We start from the raw sequence: 21,177 nt of genomic DNA, 5'->3' as shown, positions 1-21,177 counted from the left end.
CCGTCGAATCGAGACGTTACAACAGGGATCTCCGACATGGAACAGCATCAATGAATACGTTTACCGGTCGATCCTCACGACCTTCGGGTGGTCGACCAGGAACGACGCCACCCGGTCCTCGGCGACGGCAGCGAAGAAGCCCTTCACCCCGGGCAGGAACTTCTCACCCCGGTAGAGGCCGCCCTCGAACAGCGCCGTGCCGGGCAGGTCGATCGACGTCATGTGCCGGACGTCCAGCTTGCGTGCCACGGTCAGCCAGTCGGCGAGCCGGACGCCACCGTCCACGACGGTCAGCGAGTCACCGGCGGACCGGACGATCGCGGTGACGTCGCGTTTCATCACCCGCTTGGCCATCGCCTTCAGGAACTGCCGCTGGTGCCGCGTCCGGTCGTAGTCGCTGCGCGGCAGGCCGTACCGCTGGCGCACGTAATCGAGCGCCTCCCAGCCCCGGAACCGCACCGGGGCGGCGCTGAGCTGATAGGTCTTCTGCGGGCCGACGTACGGGCGCAGGCACGTGGTCGAGCACACCGCGGTCCGGTCCCGTGGGCGGCCGTCCGGCTTGAGATGCTCCGACCTGACCACCTGGTCGACGGGCACCCGCACGCCGCCCATCGCGTCGACCACCTTCTTGAAGCCGCCGAAGTTCACGATCGCGGCGGCGTCGAACGAGCGGATCCCGGTGACCTTGCCGACCGTCCGGGCCAGCAGGTAGACGCCCTGCCGCGGACTGTACGTCCCGTCCGGCCGCAGGCTGCCCAGCGTCATCGCGGCGTTGATCTTCGCCCGCTCGGCCGCGCTGCCGGACGCCTTGAACGCCGGGATCCGTACCACCAGGTCCCGCGGCAGCGAGAAGAGGTAGACGTCCTTCCATCCCGACGGCACGTGCGCCACGACGATCGTGTCGGCCAGCGGCCTGATGTGCGAGCCACGCGGGTCGATCCCGACGAGCAGGAAGTTGAGGGGCCGACGGTCATCGGCCGGCCGCACTGCTGCCGGCGAGCCGGCGCCCGGGATGCCCTCCTGGCGCGGCCCGCTCGCCGCGACCGCCGCCCCGGCCGGGATCAGCAGAAGGGCTCCCACGGCGATACTGAGCCTGGCCCACAACGGAGCCCGGCGACCTTCGGACCTGGCCATTTATTGCTATACCTCCCGATTTCAGCCAACTCGCGCATGATCACACGGTTGGCGGGAACGGGGAGGCGTTATGCCGCCCTAGTCAGTCGGTCGCGGTTCGCGATCGGCGAGAACCCGATGCGGTACGCCGGACGCGCACCCGGGATCAGCGGTAGCGGCGGCCGCGGTAACGCCGTGCCCGCTGCGTCCGGCGCCGCGTCACGAGGAGCACGACGAATCCCACCGCCGCGGCCGGGAACGCCACCAGCAGGACCGGCGAGATCCCCCAGCCGGTGGCCGCGGGAGTCGTCGGTGGCGCGGCCGCGGCCGTCCCCTTCGTACCGGAAGTGCCGGAAGTGCCGGAAGTGTTGGAGGGTTTGGTCTGTTTCTGTCGTGACGGGCCGGCCGAGGGCGTGGCCGCCAGATCGTCCCCGATCACTGACATGATCCACGGGCGCAGGGCGTCGACCCGGGTGGCGGTGTCCGGCCCGGTGTGCGGGCAGTCGGGCCCGCGGCTGACCACCGCGATCAGGACGGCGCCGGCCTGCTCCTCGGTGAAGTACGGCCCGCCGGAGTCCCGCTCGCAGGGGCTGGTGTTCGACCTCGGCGCGATCCCGGACAACCCCATCTCGGTGGCCGCCACCGACGTGACCTCGAACCTGCCGGTCCGCATCCGGTCGGGGGTCTTCGACGCGTTCGGGCTGGTGAACCCGTACCCGACGAGCCGCGCCTCCTGGCCGGAGGTGGGTTTGCGCTTATTGAGCCGCAGCGGGGTGATGCCGGTGATGGCCCGGTCCAGCCGGATGAGCGCGACGTCCGACTTCCCGTGCTGCTCGACCTGGACGACGTTGGCGGTGAACCCGGCCTTTCCGGTCAGATCGGCCCGTCCCACGGTGGCGATGGTCTTCTCCGCCACGGTCCGCGACACCCGCCGCCCGTTCTCGTCCCGGAAACAGTGCGCCGCCGTGATCACCCAGCGGGGCGAGACCAGCCCGCCGGAGCAGGAGCTGTCCCGGGTGCCGCCGTCAGCCGTGGGGATCCCGAGTGCACTGATCTTGACGGCGAACGGGTACCGCCCGTCGGGCACGCTGTCCCCGTTGGCGATGGCATGGGCGGGCCCACCGAACACTCCCAGCACCATCGAGAGCGCGGCCAAGCCGGTGAGAAATCTCCATAACGGTTTCAACGGGTGTGCACAGTACGCCACCGCCGCAACCCTCCCCAGCCGGCCGAGTCTCCTCACTCAGGACGAGTCCCGAGCCCGCTCAGGTTGCACGAAGCCCGCCACCCTTCTCTACGGGGGCCGCGCCGGAACCGTTCAAGCGGCGGCGCCGCGGAGAACGGCGTCGACGAGGGTCTCGGCGAACTCGTCGTCCGGGATCGCGAGGTTGAAGCGGAAGATCGACTGCATCATGCCGGGCGCCGACAGCATGATCTGGGTCAGCTCGACGTCGAGGTCCGGGCGCAGTTCGCCGGTCTCGATGCCGCGCCGCAGCACCTGGCGGGTCACCTCGCGGCGGGGCTCGATGAAGTCCCGGTACATCCGGCTCAGCTCGTCGTCGCGGATCAGCTCCGGCATCAGGCAGGCGGTCACCTTGCTGTGCCGCTGGGCGCGCGCTGTGCGGTTCGCCTGGACCAGCGCGATCAGGTCCTCCCGGACCGAGCGGCCGGCCAGCTCGGGCAGTGGGCCCTTCATGGCCCGGACCGCGTCGATGAGCAGCGCCTCCTTGTTGGGCCAGCGCCGGTAGATGGTGGCCTTGCCGACGCCGGCCCGCGCGGCGACCGCCTCGATGGAGACGGCCGCGGCGCTCTGGCCCTCGCCGAGCAACGCCAGCACCGCGTCGAGGATGGTCTCGTCGGCCTGGGCGCTGCGGGGCCGGCCAGGAGCCTTGCGCTCCTGGCCGGCCGCGGTGCTGCTGTTCATGGCGTTCATTGTCACTGACCGGTTTACGCGTCGGCCAACTGCCGGTCATGCACCTCGGCGGGGGTGGCCGCGGGGCGCCGGCCGGGCAGCCAGAGCACCGCCACCAGCACGCCGAGCAGGGCGAACACGGTCGAGCCGACGGCCGCGTAGTGCATCGCCGTGACGAAGGCGCTGTCGGCGCCGGCCAGCAGCGCGGGCGCGGCCGGTCCGGCCTGCCCGGCCACCGCGTAGGCGCCGGCGATCGACTCATGGGCCACGTCGGCGGCGGCGTCCGGCAGCCCGGCCGGGGTGGTCAGGTGATCGCGGTAGACCGAGGAGACGACCGCGCCGAGGACCGCCACGCCGAGCGCGCCGCCGAGCTGGCGGATCGTGTTGCTGACCGCCGAGCCGACGCCGGCCTTCTCCCGGGGCAGCGCCGACATGATCGCCTCGGTGGCCGGCGGCATGACGTTGGCCATGCCCACGCCCTGGACGAAGAACGCCAGCGCGACCAGAGCGATCGGGGTGTCCACGCCGACGAACAGCCACAGGCTGAGAGCGGCCGAGACCAGCAGCAGGCCGACGGTGCTGACCGCCTTCGGGCCGAATCGCTTGACCAGCGAGGAGCTGGCCGGCGCGAAGATCATCTGGCCGAGCGCGAACGGCACGAACAGCGCGCCCGAGGCGAGCGGACCGTACCCGCGGACCATCTGGAGATAGAAGGCGCCGAAGAACATCGAGCCCATCGCCGCGAAGAAGACCAGGCCGATGATGCCGGTCGACGCGGAGAACTGCCGGTTGGCGAAGAGCCGCACGTCCAGCGACGGGAAGGTGATCCGGCGCTCGTAGAGCACGAATCCGGCCAGGACGAGCAGGCCGGCGGTGAGGGTGGACCAGGCCGCCGTCTCGCCGAAGCCGTCCTCGCCACCCTTGATCACGCCGTAGGTGAGCAGGGTGAGGCCGACGATCGACAGGATCACGCCGAGCACGTCGATGCGGCCCGGCTTCGGGTCACGCGACTCCGGCACGAGCACGGCCACCAGGACCAGGCCGATCACCACGATGGGCACGTTGATCAGGAAGACCGAACCCCACCAGAAGTGTTCGAGCAGCAGGCCGCCGAGGACCGGGCCGATCGCGACGGCCAGGCCGACGGCTCCGGCCCAGACGCCGATGGCGCGCGGGCGCTCCAGCGGGTCGAAGACGTTGGCGATGATCGACAGGGTGGCCGGCATGACGGCCGCGGCGCCGAGGCCCATCACGGCGCGGGCCGCGATCAGCTGGTCGGGCGAGCTCGCGTACGCCGAGATGAGCGACGCGAGGCCGAAGATCACGAGGCCGGCGACCAGGCTTAGCCGGCGGCCGAGCCGGTCGGCCAGGATGCCGGCGGTGAAGAGGAGCCCGGCGAACACCAGGGTGTACGAGTTGATCGCCCATTCGAGTTCGCTCTGTGTGGCGCCGAGGCCCTTGTCCGGGTCGGCGATGGTGCGCATCGCGACGTTGAGCACCGTGTTGTCGAGCACGACCACCAGCAGGCTGATGACGAGCACACCGAGGATCGCCCATCGGCGGGGATGCCCGGTCTGGGGTTGAGCTTTGGTCATGTGCGGCTTCCCCCGATTTTTCGAAACGGAACCGTTCCGTTTTCAAACGCGACGCTAGTCCCGCCTCCCGCAAAACGGAACGGTCTCGTATCGAAAGTGTCGGCGGTCACTCCGCGAACCCGGCAACCGGACGGTGACCCACGCGCACCGGCCCGGCAATCACCCCCACACACGCCAGGCCGAAGTCAACGGTGAGCCCGCAACACACTTCCCCGGAAGGACCGATTTTGCGCCAGCTTCTCCGCCGCATCGCCGTGACCGCCCTCATCGCCCCGGTCGCCGCCGGCACCGTCATGATCGCGTCCCCCGCCGAAGCCGCCCCCGCCAAGCCCAACGAGGTGGCCCTGCAGACCGAGGTCAACCGGCTCACCAACATCCAGCGCACCAAACACGGCTGCCCCGCCGTCAAGGCCGACGCCAAACTCATCAAGGCCGCCCGCGGCCACAGCGCCTGGATGGCCCGCACCGGCAAGTTCTCCCACACCGGCGCCGGCGGCTCCACCTTCATCAAACGCGTCAAGGCCGCCGGCCACAGCAAACCCTCCAGCGAGAACATCGCCTGGGGCTACCGCACCGCCGCCGCCACCGTCGACGGCTGGATGAACAGCCCCGGCCACCGCGCCAACATCCTCAACTGCAAATCCAAGACCGTCGGCGTCGGCGTCGCCTACGCCGCCAACGGCACCCCCTACTACACCCAGGACTTCGGCTACTGACCCCCACCCGAACAGCGACGCCCCAGCCGATCCCCCTGCGGCTGGGGCGTCGCGCCGTCCACCGACAGCCGTCCGGGGTCGGACGTTCCGCCGGTTCCACTGCGGACGATCATCGGGTTTGATGGGGCGATGATGCCCGGCAGCCCCGAGCGCTTCACCCAGGACGTCGACCGGCGGATGGCCCTCGCCCGCGAGTGGGACGACCTGGTCGAACAGGTCCGCGCCATCGAGGGTTTCGAGGACTTCCTGCGCCCTCCGAGGCTGGAGACCCTGCTCCCGGCCGCGTCCGGCGGCCCCGTCGTGATCATCAACGTGAGCCGCTGGCGCTGCGACGCCCTGATCGTGCACGAGACCGAGGTCACCACGATCCCCCTGCCGGAGCTCACCCAGGACATCGTCGGCGAGCGCGTCGAAGCGTACCTGGACGCGGTCGGCGACCGGCAACTCCGGGTGCTGCGCGGCGACCAGCGGGACCTGGTCGTCGAGGGCGTGACCGACGACGTCGAATCCCTTCTGGACGACTGTCTGCGCTGGATGTGGGAGTCGTTCGCCCGGCCCGTGCTCAACCACCTCGGCCACACGGCGCCCCCGCCCGCCGACGGGGAGTGGCCACGCGTCTGGTGGTGCCCGACCGGCCCGCTCACCCTGCTGCCGATCCACGCGGCCGGCGACCACTCCGAGCCCGGAGCATCCGTCATCGACCGGGTCATCTCGTCGTACACCCCGACGCTACGCGCCCTCGTCGAGGCCCGCCGCCCCCAACCGGACGCCGAGGCCGGCGCCGCGCGGATGCTCTTCGTCGGCATGCCGGAAACCCCCGGGCAGGCATCCCTGCCCAACGTGCTGGTCGAGAAACGCCTGGTGGAACGCCTGTTCGGCGACAACCGCACCAGGTTGATCGGCCCCGAAGCCACCCGCGACGACGTGCTGCGCGAGATGCGCGGCCACCGCTGGGCCCACTTCGCCTGCCACGGCGAACAGAATTTGGCCGACCCGTCCCACGGCGGCGTCCTGGTGCACGACGGCATGCTCACCGTCACCGATCTGAGCGCCCAGCAGCATCGCGGCGACTTCGCCTACCTGTCCGGCTGCAAGACCGCCGTCGGCGGCGTCACCCTCCCCGACGAGGCGATCACCCTGGCCGCGGCCCTGCACTACACCGGCTTCCGGCACGTCGTGGCCACCCTCTGGTCGGTCCTGGACGCCGAAGCCGCCCAGGTCGCCGAACGCGTCTACGAACGCCTCGCCCACAACGGCGTCCTCGACGCCGACCGCGCCGCCGAGGCCCTGCACCACGCGGTCCGCGAACTCCGCCGCAACCACCCCGACCAACCCAGCGTCTGGACCCCTTTCGCCCACACCGGCCCATAACCCTTTCCGGTACGGGCAAGGCCGCCCCCGAAGAATCCTGATCGCCCCGCGGCTCCCCGCGAGCCACCTGCCACTCCAGCCTGTGCCGCGCCCGCCGGGCTGAGTCCCTGCCGCTCCGCTGCGCGAAGCGGCCCTAATCGGGAGGAAGTAGGTCTACTTTCGAGTTAGATCGGTGGTCCGGCAAACCCGGCCACGACGAGCACCTCGCTCCAGCGCCAGTTCCTGCCACCGGCCACAACCAGCACCCCGCCCCAGCGACCGTTCCTGCCATCGGTCCCGTCGCTCGGTGGCCACCCAGCTCGCCAGCCACCCCGACGGCCCGCTTCCGGCAACAGCGCCGTCCCGCTGGGACCTCCCGCCACAGCCCGGGCCGCCGCATACGCTGCCGCTACTGTGCTCACCCACCCGGCCAGTGACCCCGACAAGCGCACACGCACAGGCCTTCGTGCGCACCGACCCGCTCGGACGTCGCCCGCAGCTTCCGCGGCCCAGGCCGACACACCCACCGGCGGCTACGTCACCCATGTGGGCTCATGAACGGGCCGGCTTGCGGATCTCTTCCTTGCTGGCTGCGAGGTCAGGCCACGCCTGGGCGATCGAATGCGCCCCAGCTTGGACGAATCCGAGCCGCAATGGTCATGACATCGATGGTCCGCGACAGCCGTTCCCCGCTTGCACCGGTGCGTGGGAACCTCCGCCCTGACCCGAATAAGGTAGCGCTCCTCTTCACTTGCGCAACAGGAGTGTTCAACGCCGGTTCGCCTGGGCGGCGAACCGGCTTTCCTGTCCTGCTCCGCGGGCGATCGGGTTTCCGCCGGCCGTGAACGGCCGAGGCTCCACGGAAGAGTCCCGCTGACCACCGTCAACGCGCTCGTCGACATATTTCGTCTACTCATGGCGGACGGGAGGCGTGGTGGCGCGGGACCACCGACCTCCGCCCGGTGGGCGCGGCAGAGCCCGCCGTGGCAGAAAGCTCGCGTGGCTGGGCGGAACGGTCCTGATAGGAACGGGACTGCGTCAGGCGTACCGAGAAAGATGCCGGCAGCGAAACGCGAACCTTGACCACGGGTGATCGTCCGCCGCGAGCCGGCCTGTCGTGGGAGCCGTCTTTCAGGTGGTGGGCCGGTCCAGGGTCTGGCGGACCCGGTTCAGTCTGGTGGCCAGATCGGGCGGCAGGTTCGGGTAGCGGTCCCGGACGTCGGTACGAAGGTCGAGCAACTGGGACCAGAGGACCGACCGGCCCGCTTCCAGGCCGCTGATCGCCGCGGCCGGATCGGCGGTCAACTCGCAGGCCGCGGCGTCTGCGGCGAGGGCGGGCCAAGCGGCGAGCCGGTGCCGCTGGTCTCCGCCGTCCAGCCCTCGCCAGGCGAGCAGGTCCAGCAGCGTCACCGCGGTCCGGTATCCCTCGGCCGCCAGCCGTGGGTTCCCGGACGCGGCCGCCGTCTGAGCCCAGCGGACGGCCGCGTCGAGACGATCGGTGACATGCGCGGCGCCGGTGGCGGACGCTTCCCGCCAGCAGGAGATGGCGCCACGTAGATCGCCGGACCGGCCGGTCCGCTCGGCTCGGGCGGCGAGGGCGGCTCCGTAGGCGCTGAGCAGCAGGCCATGCCCGGGTCGCTGGCCCCCGGTTCGGTCCAAGGCCTCGCCGAGCACGGCTATACCGGCCGCCAGATCGGTGGTGTCGCCCCGGCTCTGGAAACGGTCGTACCGGGCGACGCCCTCGGCGGTCAGCGCGGCGATCCGCCGGGGGTCGACGGCCGCGAGCCGTTGCGCCGCCGTGGCCGCGTGCCGGACCGCCGCGTCCAGATCGGCGGGATCGCCCCGTTCCTGCCAGCGTCGTCGCAGTACATGGCTCAGATTGACCAGCCAGCCCGCGGCCTGCTCCCGGTCGGCGGTACCACTGTGAAGAGACCTACCGCCTCTGGCACCGCGTGAAGAACCACCACCGCCGCTCCTGCGGGAGGAACCACGATCACCACCACCGCGAGAGGAAGTGTCATCTTCTCCATGCACGGGATCGACTGTCGCCGCCGAGTCGGGAAGAGCCTGCGTGTCGGCGGTCGCCGCCGGGTCGGGAAGCGCGTGCGTGTCGGGGGATACCCCCGGATCGGGCATCGCCCCGGGATCGGAGAGCGAGCCGGGAAACGCCACCGGGTTGGAATGCGTTCCCGGGCCGGAAAGCGCGCCCGGGCCGGAAAGCGCCGCCAGGTCGGGGAGCGCCGCCTCCTCGAGGAGGCTGACCGCCTCGTCCAGATCCTCGGCGGAGCCGGTGCGGTCGTGGCGGCCGAGTAGGCAGGAGCCCAGTTCGGCGGTGACCACCGCCCGCCGCGGGTCGTCGCCGGGCAGCAGTGCCCGCACCTTCCGCAGCGCCGCCACGGCGTCGCGGAGATCTGCGGCCGCGCCCAGTCGCGCGAACCGTACCGCCCGGGCGGTCGCCAGGTTGACCAGCATGCCCGGGTATTCGGCGCCGACCAGATCGGGGCGTTGCAGGGCGGCCGCGGTCTCGGTGATGGCCCGGTCGAGGTCCTCGTCGGCGCCGGACAGATCGAACCGGGCGCGGAACACGGCGGCCCGGTTGGCGATGTACAGCGGCCACCGCGCCGACGACCGTTCGGTGGCGGCGACCGCCCGGTCCAGCAGGTCGAGGGCGGTGTCGAGGTCCTCGGCGGACCCGGTGCGCTCGCCGCGGTAGCGCAGGACCGTCCCGAGCGTGCCCATGATCAGCGGCCGTTCCGGGTGCCCGTCCGATGAGGCGTCCAGCGCCTGTTCGGCAGCCTGCACCGCGTCCTCCAGGTCGCGCATGCCGCCGTCCTGTTCGAAGCGGGCCCACAGCGCGGACGCCAGATTGTTCAGATGGGACGCCCGGTCCGAACCGGGCTTCGGCTCCGCGGCCACCGCCTGCCGGCACACCGTCACGGCCTCGTCAATGTCGGCGACCGACCCGCTGATCAGGTGCCGCAGCCGTAGGAGCACCCCGAGTTGTGCCTGACAGGAGGCCGAAAAGTCCTGGTCGGGGATCGGCACGGCGATCGAGAGGCGGGCACTGAGCAGCGCCGCTTCCAGGTCGTCCGGGTTGCCCCGGGCCTCGAACAGATGCCGGAGCGCCACCGCGAGCTGGTGGTGCAGGACCGCCCGGGTCTCCGCGTCCACGGCTCCGGCCGCGTCGACGGCCACCTGGCTGCACCGCACCGATTCGCGGAGCACGGTGAGGTCCCCGGTCAGCTGGAACCGGCGCAGCAGCGCGTTCCCGCAGGCGGCGTGCAGGGGCGCCCACTGTGGAACGCCCGGCCCGAACATCCGCAGCACCTGTTCGAGCAGGTCGGTGGCGCGCTCATAGGCGGCCGGGTCGTCGTCCTCCATCGCCCGGGTGAGCTCCACGGCGGCGGCCCGCTGCAGCCGCTCCGCCTCGCCGAATCCGTGCCGCCACCCCATGCTCACCTCACCGCGCGACCGCCCGCTGACCAGCACAGCGTAGGGCCTATCCGGTGTCCGCCCCAGGGCCGCTACGTGGCCCCGGGCAGGGCCTGGCCCGGGCAGCGCCCGAGATAGCGCGCGAGCGATCCATCGGGAACCGCGAACCCCGGCCGGCTCTGAGCGCTGACCCCGCTGGTCAACTACCCCACTGCCATCCGCCGCCCGCGCTGTCCGTCCCGGCGGCCGCTCACGTCGCGCCGTTCGTGTGCCCGGCCTGCCGCCATGACGCGGGCGGGCGACCACGCAAACCGTTACGTGTGCGCTGGCCGGCGCAAACGAGCCGGAGGAACGGACAGTGGACCAATTGACCAGCAGGGTCAGCGTTGTCTCAACGTCCTCGAAACAGCGCTCAGGGCCGGCCGGGGAGATCCGCCTACCGTTCGCGGATGATCCGGGGAGCGGCGAAGTCGCGGTTGTCGATCAGGATCGTGGCGCGATCCTGGGGTGCGCACGCGGCGAAGTAGAGGCGCTGGCCCTCTACGTAGCGCCGCATCCCGGGGTGGTCCGGGTCGGGGCTGGTGCCGTCCCGATCAGCCATGCGCCGGGCCGTCTCCTCGAAGGGGACGTCAAGGAAGACCGACAGATCCCAGACCGGTACGAGTTCGTCGCGGTGCAGGAACAGCCCGTCCACGATGAGCACCGCGCCGGGGTCCGCGGCGCACGGCTCCCCGTCGAGGACGACATCGGTTTCCAGGTCGTGGGCCGCCGCCCGGTAGCGCCGGGAACCACCCGGCCCGAAGGGTTCGAGGACGTCACGCCGGAAGCGGTCGTAGTCGTAGGAGTCCTCCCAGAAGCCCCGCGGGGAGTCCCGGCCCTGCCGATGGCGGACGGCCCGCACGTGGTGGAAGTCGTCGAGCGACACCCGCACGACGGGCCGTCCGGGCACACGAAGCTGGGCGGCGAGCTCGTCCGCCAAGACGGTCTTGCCGGCCCCGTCCACGCCGTCAACACCGATGCGGAGCCCGCCGCCGTCGTCGAGTTCGGCGATGCGGTCGGCGACGTGTCGCAGAGTGGCACACCGGTCAGCGGATGCGGTCATCACACCAGTCTGCGAGGGCGGGTCCCCAGCCCTGCGACCGCACCGCTGGGCTGTCACCGAGCCCAGCCCAGGGAACTTGCCCTCGGTGTCCTCCTGCCCGGCCACCGAACTCAACCCGGTACGCGCATCACGGGTCTGCGTTGCAGGTGGTGAGGACGCCTGCCCGGCCACCGAGCTCGGCCCGGCGGGCGCGTCACGGGCTCGCGTTGCAGCGCCTCGCGTGGAGCCGGCGGGGCGGGGTGGATTCGGCGGGGGCGGCGAACGCCGTACCCATCAAGGGGTTTCGCTGAAGACGACTGGCACCTGGTTGTCGTGGATCACGCGGCTGAGGAGGCCGGCGACCGTGTCGCGTTCCTGGTCGCTCAGGGTGGCGGGCAGCTCGGCGACCCGGCGGCAGGTCTCGGTGTAGAAGCGGTCGGCGAGTTCGGCGCCGGCGGGGGTGAGGGTCACGCGGACGCCTCGCGGGTCGCGTGGATCGGGGTCGCGGCGGACCAGGCCGTTACGTTCGGTGCGGTCGACGAGGCCGGTTAGGCTGGATTTGGCGAGGCCGAGAATGGTGCTCAACTCGCCCATCGCATAGGCCTGGGGCATCAGCACACAGAGCAGTTGGCCCTGTTGCTGGGTGAGGCTGAACTCGCGGGCCGACTCAGCATAGACAGCGTTGACCAGGAATGCCGTGCGCACGAGTGCGGCGACGACTCCGATCTGATTCTCCGACTTGGCCACCGGGAAAGCCTAGCGCAACACCTGCAGTTCGTGCTACGAACTATGCATAGTTCGGAGTACGAACTACAAACCCTGGGGGGTAACCATGCGCAACGTCGTCTTCGGTTTCGGCGCGCACGACGGGATCACCGACGGCCCGGAGTGGCTGCGCCTGACCGCGCAGGCGGACCGGGACGGGCTGGACCATTTCTCGCTGTCCGACCATCCGTATCTCGGTGGGCGGCTGGACGCGTACGCCGCGATCGGCCTGGTCCTGGGGCGCACCGAGCGGATCGCCGGGCTGGCGAACGTCACCAATCTGCCGACCCGGCCGCCTGCGATGCTGGCCCGTACGGTCGGGACGCTCTCCGCCCTCTCCGGCGGCCGCGTCGTGCTCGGCATGGGCGCGGGCGGCCGGTGGGACCGGATCGCCGACATGGGTGTGCCGCGACTGTCGGCGGGCGAGGCGGTGGAGGCGTTCGAGGAGGCGATCGTGCTGATCCGGCTGCTGTCCGGCGGCGGCGACCCGGTCACGTTCGAGGGGAAGCACTACCGGGTGACCAATCTGGATCCGGCTCCGGTCGGGGCGCCGAAGGTGTGGACCGGGTCGGTGGGCCGGAAGTCGCTGGCCGCGACCGGGCGGGTCGCGGACGGCTGGATCCCTGGTCACGCCGCCGACTGGCTGAGCGCCCGCTACCGGGAGTCACGGCCGGTGATCGACGGGGCCGCCGCCGCGGTGGGCCGGGATCCGTCCGAGGTCGCCACGGTCTACAACCTGCCGGGGCGGATCACCGAGCGGCCGCTGCCGGCCACCCGCGACGGTGACGGCCGCTGGCTCGGGGGCTCGCCCGCACAGTGGGTGGAGGAGCTGACCGGCGCGGTCGTCGAGCACGGTGCGGCCGGGTTCACGCTCTTCTCCCCCACCGGCGGCACGCCGGACGGTGTGACGCTGGGCCGCTGGGCGAACGAGGTGGCGCCGGCCGTCCGCGCGGCAGTGGCACCGGCCGTCCGTGCATAGGTGGCACCGGCCGACCCGTGCGGACGTGGCGCCAGCTACTCATGCGGAGGTGGCGCCAGCTAACCATGCGGAGGTGGTACCGGCCACCCGGGCGGAGGTGGCACCAGCCGACCGTGCGGCGGTCAGCCTCGGCGGTCGATTCGCAGCTCCCGCTCCAGGTCGTTGAGCAGGGTGCGCAGTTCGTCGAGACGCTGGCTCACCAGGATGCGGTCGATCTCGTCGGGCACGCCGTCGCGGTCCTCGTCGGTGCCGAGGCTCTCGGTCATCTCCAGTCGACGGGCCTCCTCCATTGAGTTGACGATAACCGCGATCAATATGTTGACGAGCAGGTTGACGGTGATCAGTACATAGCTGACGTAGTAGACGAGAGTCCATGGTGACAACTGCATGCCTTGAGCGATCAGGTCCGGCAACGTCTCCAGGGAGAGCAACACGAACAGCGTGAGCACCGCGCGGCCCAGGGTGCCGTACTGTTCCGGGTCGGAATCCTGGAAGATCAGCCAGCCGGCCATGCCGTAGACGTAGAGGGTGACCAGGGCGAGGGCCAGGAAGCCACCGACGCCGGGCAGGCTGCGCAGCAGGGCGGCCACGATCGTGCGCAGGCCGGGTGAGAAGCGGACCAGCCGCAGCACACGGGCGATCCGGATGACCCGCAGGGCGGCCGAGTCGCCGTGCAGGCCGGGGATGAAGACGGCGACGATGACCACGAAGTCGAAGACGTTCCAGCCGTGGTGGAAGAAGTCGCGGGGGTGCCGTCCGTAGGCCAGGATGCGCATCGCGATCTCGGCGACGAACACGATCCGGAACACCCATTCGAGGCCGTGCAGGAGGCGGGCGACGTCGTCGCTGTGCGGGTAGGTCTCGACGGCCAGCAGCACCGCGTTCGCGCCGATCATCACCACGATGATCACCTCGAAGGCCCGGGATTCGGTGATCCGGGCGCAGCGGTGGGCGATGCGATCGAGACGGGATATCGATGGCGGCGACATCCGGTCACCCTATGCAACGGCGGGCCGGCCCATGCCGGCCCGCCGTCGGGGTCAGTGGGCGGGTGCGCTGAACGGGGCCACGGTGATCTTGTCGATCACCGGGGCGTATTTCGAGCGCAGCAGCACATCCGGCCAGGTGTCGGAGGCGTAGGTCGTACCGTCGAAATTGGGCAGTTCCTCGGACGAGAACGCGATGGTGTTCGCGCCGCGTCTGAGGACGACCGGGATGGTCAGCTCCCAGAAGTTGTTGTCGTGGAAGCTGTGCGGGAACAGTGTTCGTTTCGCCGGGCCGCCGTTGACCGAGATGTCGGCGGGCCGGGCGAGCGGGTCGGGGTTGTAGTGGGTGGCGACCGCCTGTTCCGGGTTGGCGTAGCGGACGCGCATGGCGTAGGTGCCGAGTCTTGCGGCGTTCACGGTGAAGGTGAGGGTGTCGGCGTTGCCGGGTTCGCCGCCGACACCGGTAACCGCTGAACCGCCGCTGGCCAGGGACTTCGCGGTGACCGTGGCGGAGCCGGCGAGTTGCGCGGCTTCGGCCTCCAGGACAGTCGCGGGCAGGACGGTCGCGGTTCCGGCCTCCAAGACCGTCGCGGGCAGGACGGTCGCGGTTCCGGCCTCCAAGACCGTCGTGGACAGCGCGGTCGCGGCTCCGGCCTTCACACCGGTCGCGGGCAGGGCTGTCGAGGATCGGACGGAGAGGCGGTCGATGGCCGTACCCCTCGTCTTGCCCTTGATCTTGACTTTGTTGACGCCGCCGGAGAGGGAGACGGCCGTCGACCTGGATCCGCCGACCGCGATGCCGTTGACCTCGATCTCCACGGAGCCGCCGGTGACTCCGGCGTCGAGCACGGCCGCGGCGTCGGCCTCCGAGTACACCCAGAAGGTGGCGGCGCCGCCGCGGCCCAGGTCGGCGACGCCCGAGCCGGAGGTCTTCCGGCCCGCGTAGACCGGCTTCGCGCCACCGGCGAGGGATGCCAGCTCCGCCTCGTACACGTCGGTGGCGGCGGCCGAATTCGGCAGTTCCAGGGTGATCCGGTCGATGATCGCGTCGCCCTTGGTGGCCTTCGTGCCGTCCAGGCTGCGCGCGGCCAGCGAGATGGTGTGCTCGCCGGCGGTCAGCCGCACCGTCGTGTCGGCGTGGTCCCAGACCACCCACTTGTAGCCGAGCGGCAGGAACACCTCCTGTTCGGCGGCGCCGTCGACACGCAGGAACACGTTGGTCGGCCCCTGCTCCTTGACGAGGTCGAACGTGTTGAGTGAATTGGCGAATACGCTCAAGTCGTAGAGACCGTCGCTGGGCACGGTGACGGTGAAGTCGAGCACGCCGTCGCTGCCGGTGCGCAGGCCGCCGACGTTGTAGGCGCCGGACGTGTAGAACTTCGAGACGTCGCGCGGCGAGCCCTCCGGCCCGTTCTTGCTGTAGCCGCCGCCGGTGTAGGTGGCCGCCTCGGCCTCGAAGGAACCCTGCCAGGCGGTGGGCGAAGCCGCGGTCCGGTCACTCTCTCCGGCGGGGCTGAAGACGATCTCGTACGCGGAAGCCTCGCTGAGCCGGTCGAACTCGAACGCGATCGCGCCGTCGGCGACCGTCACGTCCTTCTCGGCGAGCAGCCGGGGCTGGGCCGAGTCGCCGACCTGCCCGGTCCACGGGATCTCCCGGATCCAGGCGTGCACGGTCTTCCCGAAGTACTTCGGCACGTTGTCGAACCGGATGTAGCCGGCGCTGGTGGCCCCGCCGAAGATGGCGCGGGCCTGCTTCTTGGCCTTGTCGAGGCCGGCCACCCCCTGGAGCGTGTAGTTCTGGCCGGGGTAGGGCGGCGTCACCTTGACGGTCTGGCCGGTCATGCTGCCGTAGGCGTTGTAGAGCCACCACTGCCCGTTGCCGCGGTTGGCCTGCACCGCCGAGTCGGACAGGTTGCCGTCGATGTTCCAGTAGGCGATGTCGGCGTCGACCTTGGACTCCTCGATCGCCGAGATCCACTGGATCATCTGGCCGGGCACGCTGGTGTGGTAGTTGAACGCGTACTCGTTGATGTTGATCGGCAGTTCCCGGCCGGGCAGGATCTCCTTCTCCCAGGCGCGGTACTTCACGACGCTGTCGCGGACCGCCTCCGGGTGGCTCAGCTCGTGCCAGGTGATCACGTCCGGTACGGTGCCGGCCTCGACGGCGTGCTCCAGGAAGCCCTTGACCTGCTCGAACAGGATGCTGGTGTTGGGCCCGGCGATCCGTGCGGACGGCATCTTGCGCTTGATGAGGCGGTAGAAGTCGTCCCAGGCGGCGAAGTAGTCGTCCGGGTCGCTGAGCCAGCTGACCCCGTTGTAACTCCACTCGCCGGTGCCGAACATGTTGCCCTCGGGCTCGTTGAACGGCACGAAGACGATGTTGTCCTGATACACCTCGTCGAGCTTGAGTACCTGATCCACCTGTTGAGCGATCTTCTCGCGGTAGGTGGCGAGTCTCTCCTCGGGTGTGCCGCCCGGCCACTGGTAGGGGAAGCCGCGGTGGATGTCGGTCATGTAGATGTAGACGTCGCCGTCGGTGCTGTCGGCGAGCGGCTTGACCACCTCGAGGGCGTCGGCGCCGGGGTGCTGGGGGCCGTCCTGCGCCTTGGTCGAGACGGTGCGCAGGCGCATGCCCTCGATCAGGTTGTCACTGGGGACGCCGTCGGCGTACAGGCCGTAGAGGGTTCCGGAGGCGCCGCCGTGGAAGTCGCCGGTGGTGGCGGCCAGGTCGATGGTGAGCTCGCCCTCGCGGATCACGGTGACGGTGGCGGAGACCGGGGTGCCCGCCGCGGTTCCGGCCACGCTGAAGGCGCCACGCTGGGCGTACTTCGCCGGGTCGACCGGGTCCCAGGTGACCGGGACCTGCCGGTCGTAGCCGTCGGTGAAGTCGGCGGTGACCGACGCGGGCAGCGCGGGTGCGGTCCCGATCGTGGTGCGGACCTCGAACGTCGTCTGTGACAGCGCGGTCACCGTCGGGATCTCGGCGCCGAACTCGTCGGCGACCTGCGCGGCGGTGAGCGCCGAGCCGTAGACGCGGAAGTCGTCGACGGCGCCGTCGAACAGCGGGTCCGGATAGAAGGAGCGGCCGATGAAGCCGGCGCTCGCGGTGCCGGCGTCGATCAGGTCGGCCGCGGTCGCGGTGGTCGTCGCCTCAGCGACCGAGACCCCGTCGAGGTACGTGGTGAGCCGTCCCCCACCGAGGGTGACCGTGACCGTCTTCCAGGCGCTGGCGGGCAGCGCGGCCGAGCCGGTGACCTGCGCTTCGGCGCCGGCCCAGTCCTTGGTGACGGCGGTGCGCAGCTTCCCGTCCCCGTTGTACGGCGTGCTGAACAGGTAGCGGCTGGTGTCCTTGCCGAGCGCGTAGATCCACTGCCAGGGCGCCGTGGTGCCGTCCCACCGGACGCGGGCGGAGACGGTCAGGTCGGTACGCCCGTCGAGCACCTTCCGTGGAATGGTGACGTAGGCGCCGTTCGAGGTCGGCGCGCCGCCGGGCAGCTGGAGGGCGTGGCCGCCGTCGCGCCCGTCGACCAGTGCCGCGGTGGCGCCGTTGACGAGGGTGCCGTCGAGGCCGTTGCCGGAGGTGTCGGTGACGACGCCGGTGGTGAGGTCGTCGGCGTCGAACTCGTAGGCGACGACGGGGGTGGGTACGTCGGCTGCCAGCGCGGGGATCGTCGGCAGGGTGGCGGTCAGCAGCCCGGCCGCGATCGCAGCGGACAGGCGTTTCCTTCGGGACATGCGTTCTCCAACGCTGATGTGAGCGTTAACACGGGAGTCGTTCCGGCCAAGCTACGTGACCCAGCGATGCCCGTCAATGCCCTGAAGGAAAACGATTGCCTAAACCGATGCCGGCGTCGCGGGGACAGGTCAGACGGCGGTGGAGGCACGCGGGACCAGGCGGCACGGGCGCGCCTGGTGACCGTGCACCGGCTCGCCGTTGATCGCCGCGAGCAGCATCTCGGCGGCGGTCCGGCCGATCCCCTCCAGATCCATGTCCACGCTGGTCAGAGCCGGCCGGGAGCCGTCCACCATGACGTCCCAGTTGTCGAAGCCGACCAGCGCGATGTCCCTCGGGATCTCCCGGCCGGCGTCGCGCAGCCCCTCCGCCAGGCCGCGGGCCACCTGGTCGCTGCCGCAGAACACCGCGTCCACATCGGCGCCGGTGGACAGCAGGATCCCGGCGGCCTGGCGGCCCCACGCCTCGCTCCACTCCCCGTACAGGACCGGGGTGGCCAGTCGGAGACCCTCGGCGGCCAGGGTGTCGACCGCGCCGGCCGCCCGCATCTGTGCCGAGTGGTGGTGCTCCGGGCCGGTGACGTGGGCGATCCGGCGGCGGCCGACCGCGAGCAGGTGCCCGATGGCGCGGCGGGCGCCGTCGGCCTCGTCCGGCACGACCGAGCAGTCCCGCCCGTCGGCCGAGCTGATGAACGCGTAGACGACGGGAACCGGCAGGTCACGGCCGATCGGCTGGCGGGCCTGGGTGCGCCGGCCGGTCACTATGATGCCGTCGACCTTGCGGCTGAGCAGGGTGCGCAAATAGTACTGCTCGCGGATCGGGTCGTCGCGGGCGTCGCACAGGAACACCGACATCTGGCCCGCCCCGAGCGCGTCCTCGGCGCCGATGAGCAGCGGGATGCTGAACCGGCCGATGCTGTCCGTGGTGATCATGCCGACCGTGTAGGTGCGGCCGGTCTGCAGGCTGCGGGCCGCCGCGTTGGCGACGAATCCGAGCTGCTCGGCGGCCTGCTGAACACGTAACCGGGTCTCCGGGCGCAGAGCGCCGCGGCCGTTGAGCGCCTTCGACGCAGTACCCGTGGAAACCCCCGCGAGCGCGGCCACCTGGCTGATGGTGACGGCGCGATCCATGGTGCTCAGCGTTTCCTCCCCAGTTTCCTAGGCGACGCCGGTGCGACGCGTAATCCGACCGTAACTTGCTCTTGACATCGGAACAAGTGGCTACCTAGCTTCTAGGCAATCGATTTCCTTGACATTGCCTACGAGCGTCCAAGGGGAACTCATATGACCACGCTCCGCCTCCGCGTCGCGGCCGCGTTCGCCATCACAGCCTGCCTCGTGGCGGGTTGCTCGTCCTCCTCCGATTCGGGGGACACCGGTGGCGAGGCCGGTGGCACCTACACCATCTGGGACCCGTACCCCCAGTTCGACGGCAGCTCGGACTGGGTGAAGCTGCTGACCAGGTGCGGCACCGACGCCGGCGTCACCGTCGAGCGCACCGGTTACGACACCACCGACCTGACCAGCAAGGCACTGCTCGCCGCCCAGCAGGGCAACTCGCCGGACGTGCTGATCGTCGACAACCCGGTGGTCTCCACGCTGGCCGACGCCGGGGTGCTGACCACCACCGACGAGCTCAAGGTGGACACCTCGGCGATCGAGCCGAACCTGCTGGCCGCCGGGCAGATCGGCGGGGAGGCCTACGGCATCCCGATCGGCGCCAACACCCTCGCCTTGTACTACAACAAGGCGGTCCTGGACAAGGCCGGCGTCGACCCGGCGGCGATCAAGGACTGGGCGGCGCTGACCGCGGCCCTGGAGAAGGTGAAGGCGTCCGGCAAGAAGGGCATCACCTTCTCGGCGATCGGCACCGAGGAGGGCAGCTTCCAGTTCCTGCCCTGGTTCTGGGGTTCCGGCGCGAACCTGACCCAGCTCGACTCGGCCCAGGGCATCGCCGCGCTGGAGTTGTGGAACGGCTGGGTGAAGAGCGGGTACGCGCCCAACTCGGTCCTCAACAACACCCAGACCACCAGTTGGCAGGAGTTCGCCACCGGCGACTTCGCGTTCAGCGAGAACGGCACCTGGCAGCTGGCCAACGCCAAGAAGACCGGCTTCGAGTACGGCATCATCCCGATCCCGTCGCAGGCCGGCGGCACCGCGCCCGCCCCGACCGGCGGCGAGTTCGTCACCGCCCCGGTGCAGGCCGAGACCGGCCGGTACGCGGTGACCGAGAAGCTGATCGGCTGCCTGACCAGCGCGGACAACGCCTACACGACGGACACCACGCTCTCCTACATCGCGGCGACCGAGGCCGTGCAGCAGAAGCAGGTGGCCGCCAACGAGGAGCTGAAGGTCTGGGTCGACGCGGTCAAGGCCGCCAAGGGCCGGACCAGTGACGACCTCGGCACCAAGTACCCGAAGATCTCCCAGCCGATGTGGACCGCCTTCCAGACGGCGCTGAGCGGCTCGGCCTCCCCCGCCGACGCGCTCAAGACGGCGCAGACCACGGCCGCCGCAGCCACCAAGTGACGATGGCACACGACGTGATGACCCGCGTTCCCGCGTCCGCCCCGGCGGATGTGGGGGCGCGGTCCCCGCGGCGGCGCAAGGGTCGCCACTGGACGGCGTGGGCGTTCCTGGCGCCGGTGGTCGTCTACCTGGTCGCCTTCTACGCCTACCCGCTGTACCGCAACCTCGATCTGAGCCTGCGTCACTACACGGTCCGCTCGTTCGTGCAGGGCGACGCCCCGTTCTCCGGGCTGGACAACTACCGGACCGTGTTCGCCGATCCGACCTTCGGGCCGGCGTTGCTGCACACGCTGGTGTTCACGTTCGTGAGCATCGCGTTCCAGTTCGCCATCGGGCTGGCGCTGGCGGTGTTCTTCGCGCAGAACTTCAGGTTGTCGGCAACGTTGCGGGCGCTGTTCCTGGTCCCGTGGTTGCTGCCGCTGATCGTCAGCGCGTCCACATGGACGTGGATGCTCAACAGTGACTCCGGCATCGTCAACACTGCACTTGAGTTGATCCATGTTGATCCAGTCAATTGGTTGACGTCGCCGGACTGGGCGCTGACCAGCGTCATCATCGCGAACATCTGGATCGGCATCCCGTTCAACCTGGTCGTGCTGTACAGCGGCCTCCAGGCGATCCCGGCCGATGTGTACGAGGCGGCCGCCATCGACGGCGCGACCGGATGGCAGCGGTTCTGGCGGATAACGTTCCCGCTGCTGCGGCCGGTCTCGGCGATCACGCTGCTGCTCGGGCTGGTCTACACGCTCAAGGTCTTCGACATCATCTGGATCATGACCAAGGGCGGTCCGGCGGACGCGTCGACGACGTTCGCGACCTGGTCCTACCGGCTCAGCTTCGGCAACCTGCTGCCCGAGTTCGGTCCCGGCGCCGCGGTCGGCAACCTGCTGATCATCATGGCGCTCTTCTTCGGCCTGCTCTACATCCGCTTCCAGAGGAGGCAGGCATGACCGCCGCATCCGCGTCACAGGGCCGCCGGCGAGCAGC

At 70.4% G+C, this 21,177-nt stretch carries 15 protein-coding genes; 5 read left to right on the top strand and 10 right to left on the bottom strand.

The window, feature by feature from the left end; translation table 11 throughout:
* Nucleotides 1-60: 60 nt before the first annotated feature.
* The 4 genes from IEZ13_RS40415 to IEZ13_RS40400 all read right to left on the bottom strand — a co-directional run bounded on the left by IEZ13_RS40415 (nucleotide 61) and on the right by IEZ13_RS40400 (nucleotide 4,620).
* Nucleotides 61-1,080 (bottom strand): LCP family protein, encoded by a 1,020-nt coding sequence (locus IEZ13_RS40415; protein ID WP_229795644.1) that lies wholly within the window; start codon nucleotides 1,078-1,080, stop codon nucleotides 61-63.
* A 199-nt stretch (nucleotides 1,081-1,279) separates the two neighbouring features.
* The gene (locus tag IEZ13_RS40410; RefSeq protein WP_183226843.1) at nucleotides 1,280-2,269 is read right to left on the bottom strand and encodes a S1 family peptidase; all 990 of its coding nucleotides are present in this window, start codon (nucleotides 2,267-2,269) and stop codon (nucleotides 1,280-1,282) included.
* Nucleotides 2,270-2,431: 162 nt separating this feature from the next.
* A complete protein-coding gene (locus IEZ13_RS40405; RefSeq protein ID WP_306421558.1) occupies nucleotides 2,432-3,037 on the bottom strand; it encodes a TetR/AcrR family transcriptional regulator in 606 nt (201 codons plus the stop codon).
* Nucleotides 3,038-3,060: 23 nt separating this feature from the next.
* The gene (locus IEZ13_RS40400) at nucleotides 3,061-4,620 is read right to left on the bottom strand and encodes an MFS transporter (RefSeq protein ID WP_183226845.1); all 1,560 of its coding nucleotides are present in this window, start codon (nucleotides 4,618-4,620) and stop codon (nucleotides 3,061-3,063) included.
* A 227-nt stretch (nucleotides 4,621-4,847) separates the two neighbouring features.
* On the opposite strand from IEZ13_RS40400, the gene IEZ13_RS40395 reads away from it, so the two are divergent.
* The gene (locus IEZ13_RS40395; protein ID WP_229795642.1) at nucleotides 4,848-5,336 is read left to right on the top strand and encodes a CAP domain-containing protein; all 489 of its coding nucleotides are present in this window, start codon (nucleotides 4,848-4,850) and stop codon (nucleotides 5,334-5,336) included.
* A gap of 129 nt (nucleotides 5,337-5,465) precedes the next feature.
* Nucleotides 5,466-6,707 (top strand): CHAT domain-containing protein, encoded by a 1,242-nt coding sequence (locus tag IEZ13_RS40390; RefSeq protein WP_183226846.1) that lies wholly within the window; start codon nucleotides 5,466-5,468, stop codon nucleotides 6,705-6,707.
* Nucleotides 6,708-7,817: 1,110 nt separating this feature from the next.
* Here IEZ13_RS40390 and IEZ13_RS40385 read toward each other — a convergent pair.
* The 3 genes from IEZ13_RS40385 to IEZ13_RS40375 form a co-directional block, all read right to left on the bottom strand.
* The gene (locus IEZ13_RS40385; RefSeq protein WP_183226847.1) at nucleotides 7,818-10,139 is read right to left on the bottom strand and encodes a tetratricopeptide repeat protein; all 2,322 of its coding nucleotides are present in this window, start codon (nucleotides 10,137-10,139) and stop codon (nucleotides 7,818-7,820) included.
* Between the two features lie 415 nt (nucleotides 10,140-10,554).
* The gene (locus tag IEZ13_RS40380) at nucleotides 10,555-11,220 is read right to left on the bottom strand and encodes an AAA family ATPase (protein WP_221246291.1); all 666 of its coding nucleotides are present in this window, start codon (nucleotides 11,218-11,220) and stop codon (nucleotides 10,555-10,557) included.
* Between the two features lie 273 nt (nucleotides 11,221-11,493).
* Nucleotides 11,494-11,946 carry a MarR family winged helix-turn-helix transcriptional regulator gene (locus IEZ13_RS40375; protein ID WP_203834082.1) on the bottom strand — a complete coding sequence of 151 codons (453 nt, stop codon included), beginning with the start codon at nucleotides 11,944-11,946 and terminating at the stop codon, nucleotides 11,494-11,496.
* Between the two features lie 85 nt (nucleotides 11,947-12,031).
* Here IEZ13_RS40375 and IEZ13_RS40370 point away from each other — a divergent pair, with 85 nt between their 5' ends.
* Nucleotides 12,032-12,943, top strand: a complete 912-nt coding sequence (locus IEZ13_RS40370) for an LLM class flavin-dependent oxidoreductase (protein WP_183226848.1) — start codon at nucleotides 12,032-12,034, stop codon at nucleotides 12,941-12,943.
* A 122-nt stretch (nucleotides 12,944-13,065) separates the two neighbouring features.
* On the opposite strand, the gene IEZ13_RS40365 is transcribed toward IEZ13_RS40370, so the two are convergent.
* From IEZ13_RS40365 to IEZ13_RS40355, 3 genes are all read right to left on the bottom strand, one after another.
* A complete protein-coding gene (locus IEZ13_RS40365) occupies nucleotides 13,066-13,932 on the bottom strand; it encodes an ion transporter (protein ID WP_183226849.1) in 867 nt (288 codons plus the stop codon).
* A 51-nt stretch (nucleotides 13,933-13,983) separates the two neighbouring features.
* On the bottom strand, nucleotides 13,984-17,664 hold the full coding sequence (locus IEZ13_RS40360; protein ID WP_183226850.1) for a LamG-like jellyroll fold domain-containing protein: 3,681 nt from the start codon (nucleotides 17,662-17,664) through the stop codon (nucleotides 13,984-13,986).
* A gap of 129 nt (nucleotides 17,665-17,793) precedes the next feature.
* The gene (locus IEZ13_RS40355; protein ID WP_183226851.1) at nucleotides 17,794-18,792 is read right to left on the bottom strand and encodes a LacI family DNA-binding transcriptional regulator; all 999 of its coding nucleotides are present in this window, start codon (nucleotides 18,790-18,792) and stop codon (nucleotides 17,794-17,796) included.
* A gap of 153 nt (nucleotides 18,793-18,945) precedes the next feature.
* Between IEZ13_RS40355 and IEZ13_RS40350 the strand changes: the two genes are divergently transcribed.
* The gene (locus tag IEZ13_RS40350; RefSeq protein WP_183226852.1) at nucleotides 18,946-20,190 is read left to right on the top strand and encodes a sugar ABC transporter substrate-binding protein; all 1,245 of its coding nucleotides are present in this window, start codon (nucleotides 18,946-18,948) and stop codon (nucleotides 20,188-20,190) included.
* A 2-nt stretch (nucleotides 20,191-20,192) separates the two neighbouring features.
* Nucleotides 20,193-21,140 (top strand): carbohydrate ABC transporter permease, encoded by a 948-nt coding sequence (locus IEZ13_RS40345; RefSeq protein WP_183226853.1) that lies wholly within the window; start codon nucleotides 20,193-20,195, stop codon nucleotides 21,138-21,140.
* Nucleotides 21,141-21,177 lie beyond the last annotated feature (37 nt).

The organism is Actinoplanes campanulatus, from assembly GCF_014647795.1.
GTDB lineage: Bacteria > Actinomycetota > Actinomycetes > Mycobacteriales > Micromonosporaceae > Actinoplanes > Actinoplanes campanulatus.
This window is presented reverse-complemented; position numbering and strand designations above follow the sequence as displayed.

What these genes read in the sequence shown, in the direction of transcription:
- IEZ13_RS40405 (WP_306421558.1), bottom strand. Translation starts at nt 3,037, where the DNA reads ATGAACAGCAGCACCGCGGCCGGCCAGGAGCGCAAGGCTCCTGGCCGG.
- IEZ13_RS40400 (WP_183226845.1), bottom strand. Translation starts at nt 4,620, where the DNA reads ATGACCAAAGCTCAACCCCAGACCGGGCATCCCCGCCGATGGGCGATC.
- IEZ13_RS40390 (WP_183226846.1), top strand. Translation starts at nt 5,466, where the DNA reads ATGATGCCCGGCAGCCCCGAGCGCTTCACCCAGGACGTCGACCGGCGG.
- IEZ13_RS40385 (WP_183226847.1), bottom strand. Translation starts at nt 10,139, where the DNA reads ATGGGGTGGCGGCACGGATTCGGCGAGGCGGAGCGGCTGCAGCGGGCC.
- IEZ13_RS40380 (WP_221246291.1), bottom strand. Translation starts at nt 11,220, where the DNA reads ATGACCGCATCCGCTGACCGGTGTGCCACTCTGCGACACGTCGCCGAC.
- IEZ13_RS40370 (WP_183226848.1), top strand. Translation starts at nt 12,032, where the DNA reads ATGCGCAACGTCGTCTTCGGTTTCGGCGCGCACGACGGGATCACCGAC.
- IEZ13_RS40365 (WP_183226849.1), bottom strand. Translation starts at nt 13,932, where the DNA reads ATGTCGCCGCCATCGATATCCCGTCTCGATCGCATCGCCCACCGCTGC.
- IEZ13_RS40360 (WP_183226850.1), bottom strand. Translation starts at nt 17,664, where the DNA reads ATGTCCCGAAGGAAACGCCTGTCCGCTGCGATCGCGGCCGGGCTGCTG.
- IEZ13_RS40355 (WP_183226851.1), bottom strand. Translation starts at nt 18,792, where the DNA reads ATGGATCGCGCCGTCACCATCAGCCAGGTGGCCGCGCTCGCGGGGGTT.
- IEZ13_RS40350 (WP_183226852.1), top strand. Translation starts at nt 18,946, where the DNA reads ATGACCACGCTCCGCCTCCGCGTCGCGGCCGCGTTCGCCATCACAGCC.
- IEZ13_RS40345 (WP_183226853.1), top strand. Translation starts at nt 20,193, where the DNA reads ATGGCACACGACGTGATGACCCGCGTTCCCGCGTCCGCCCCGGCGGAT.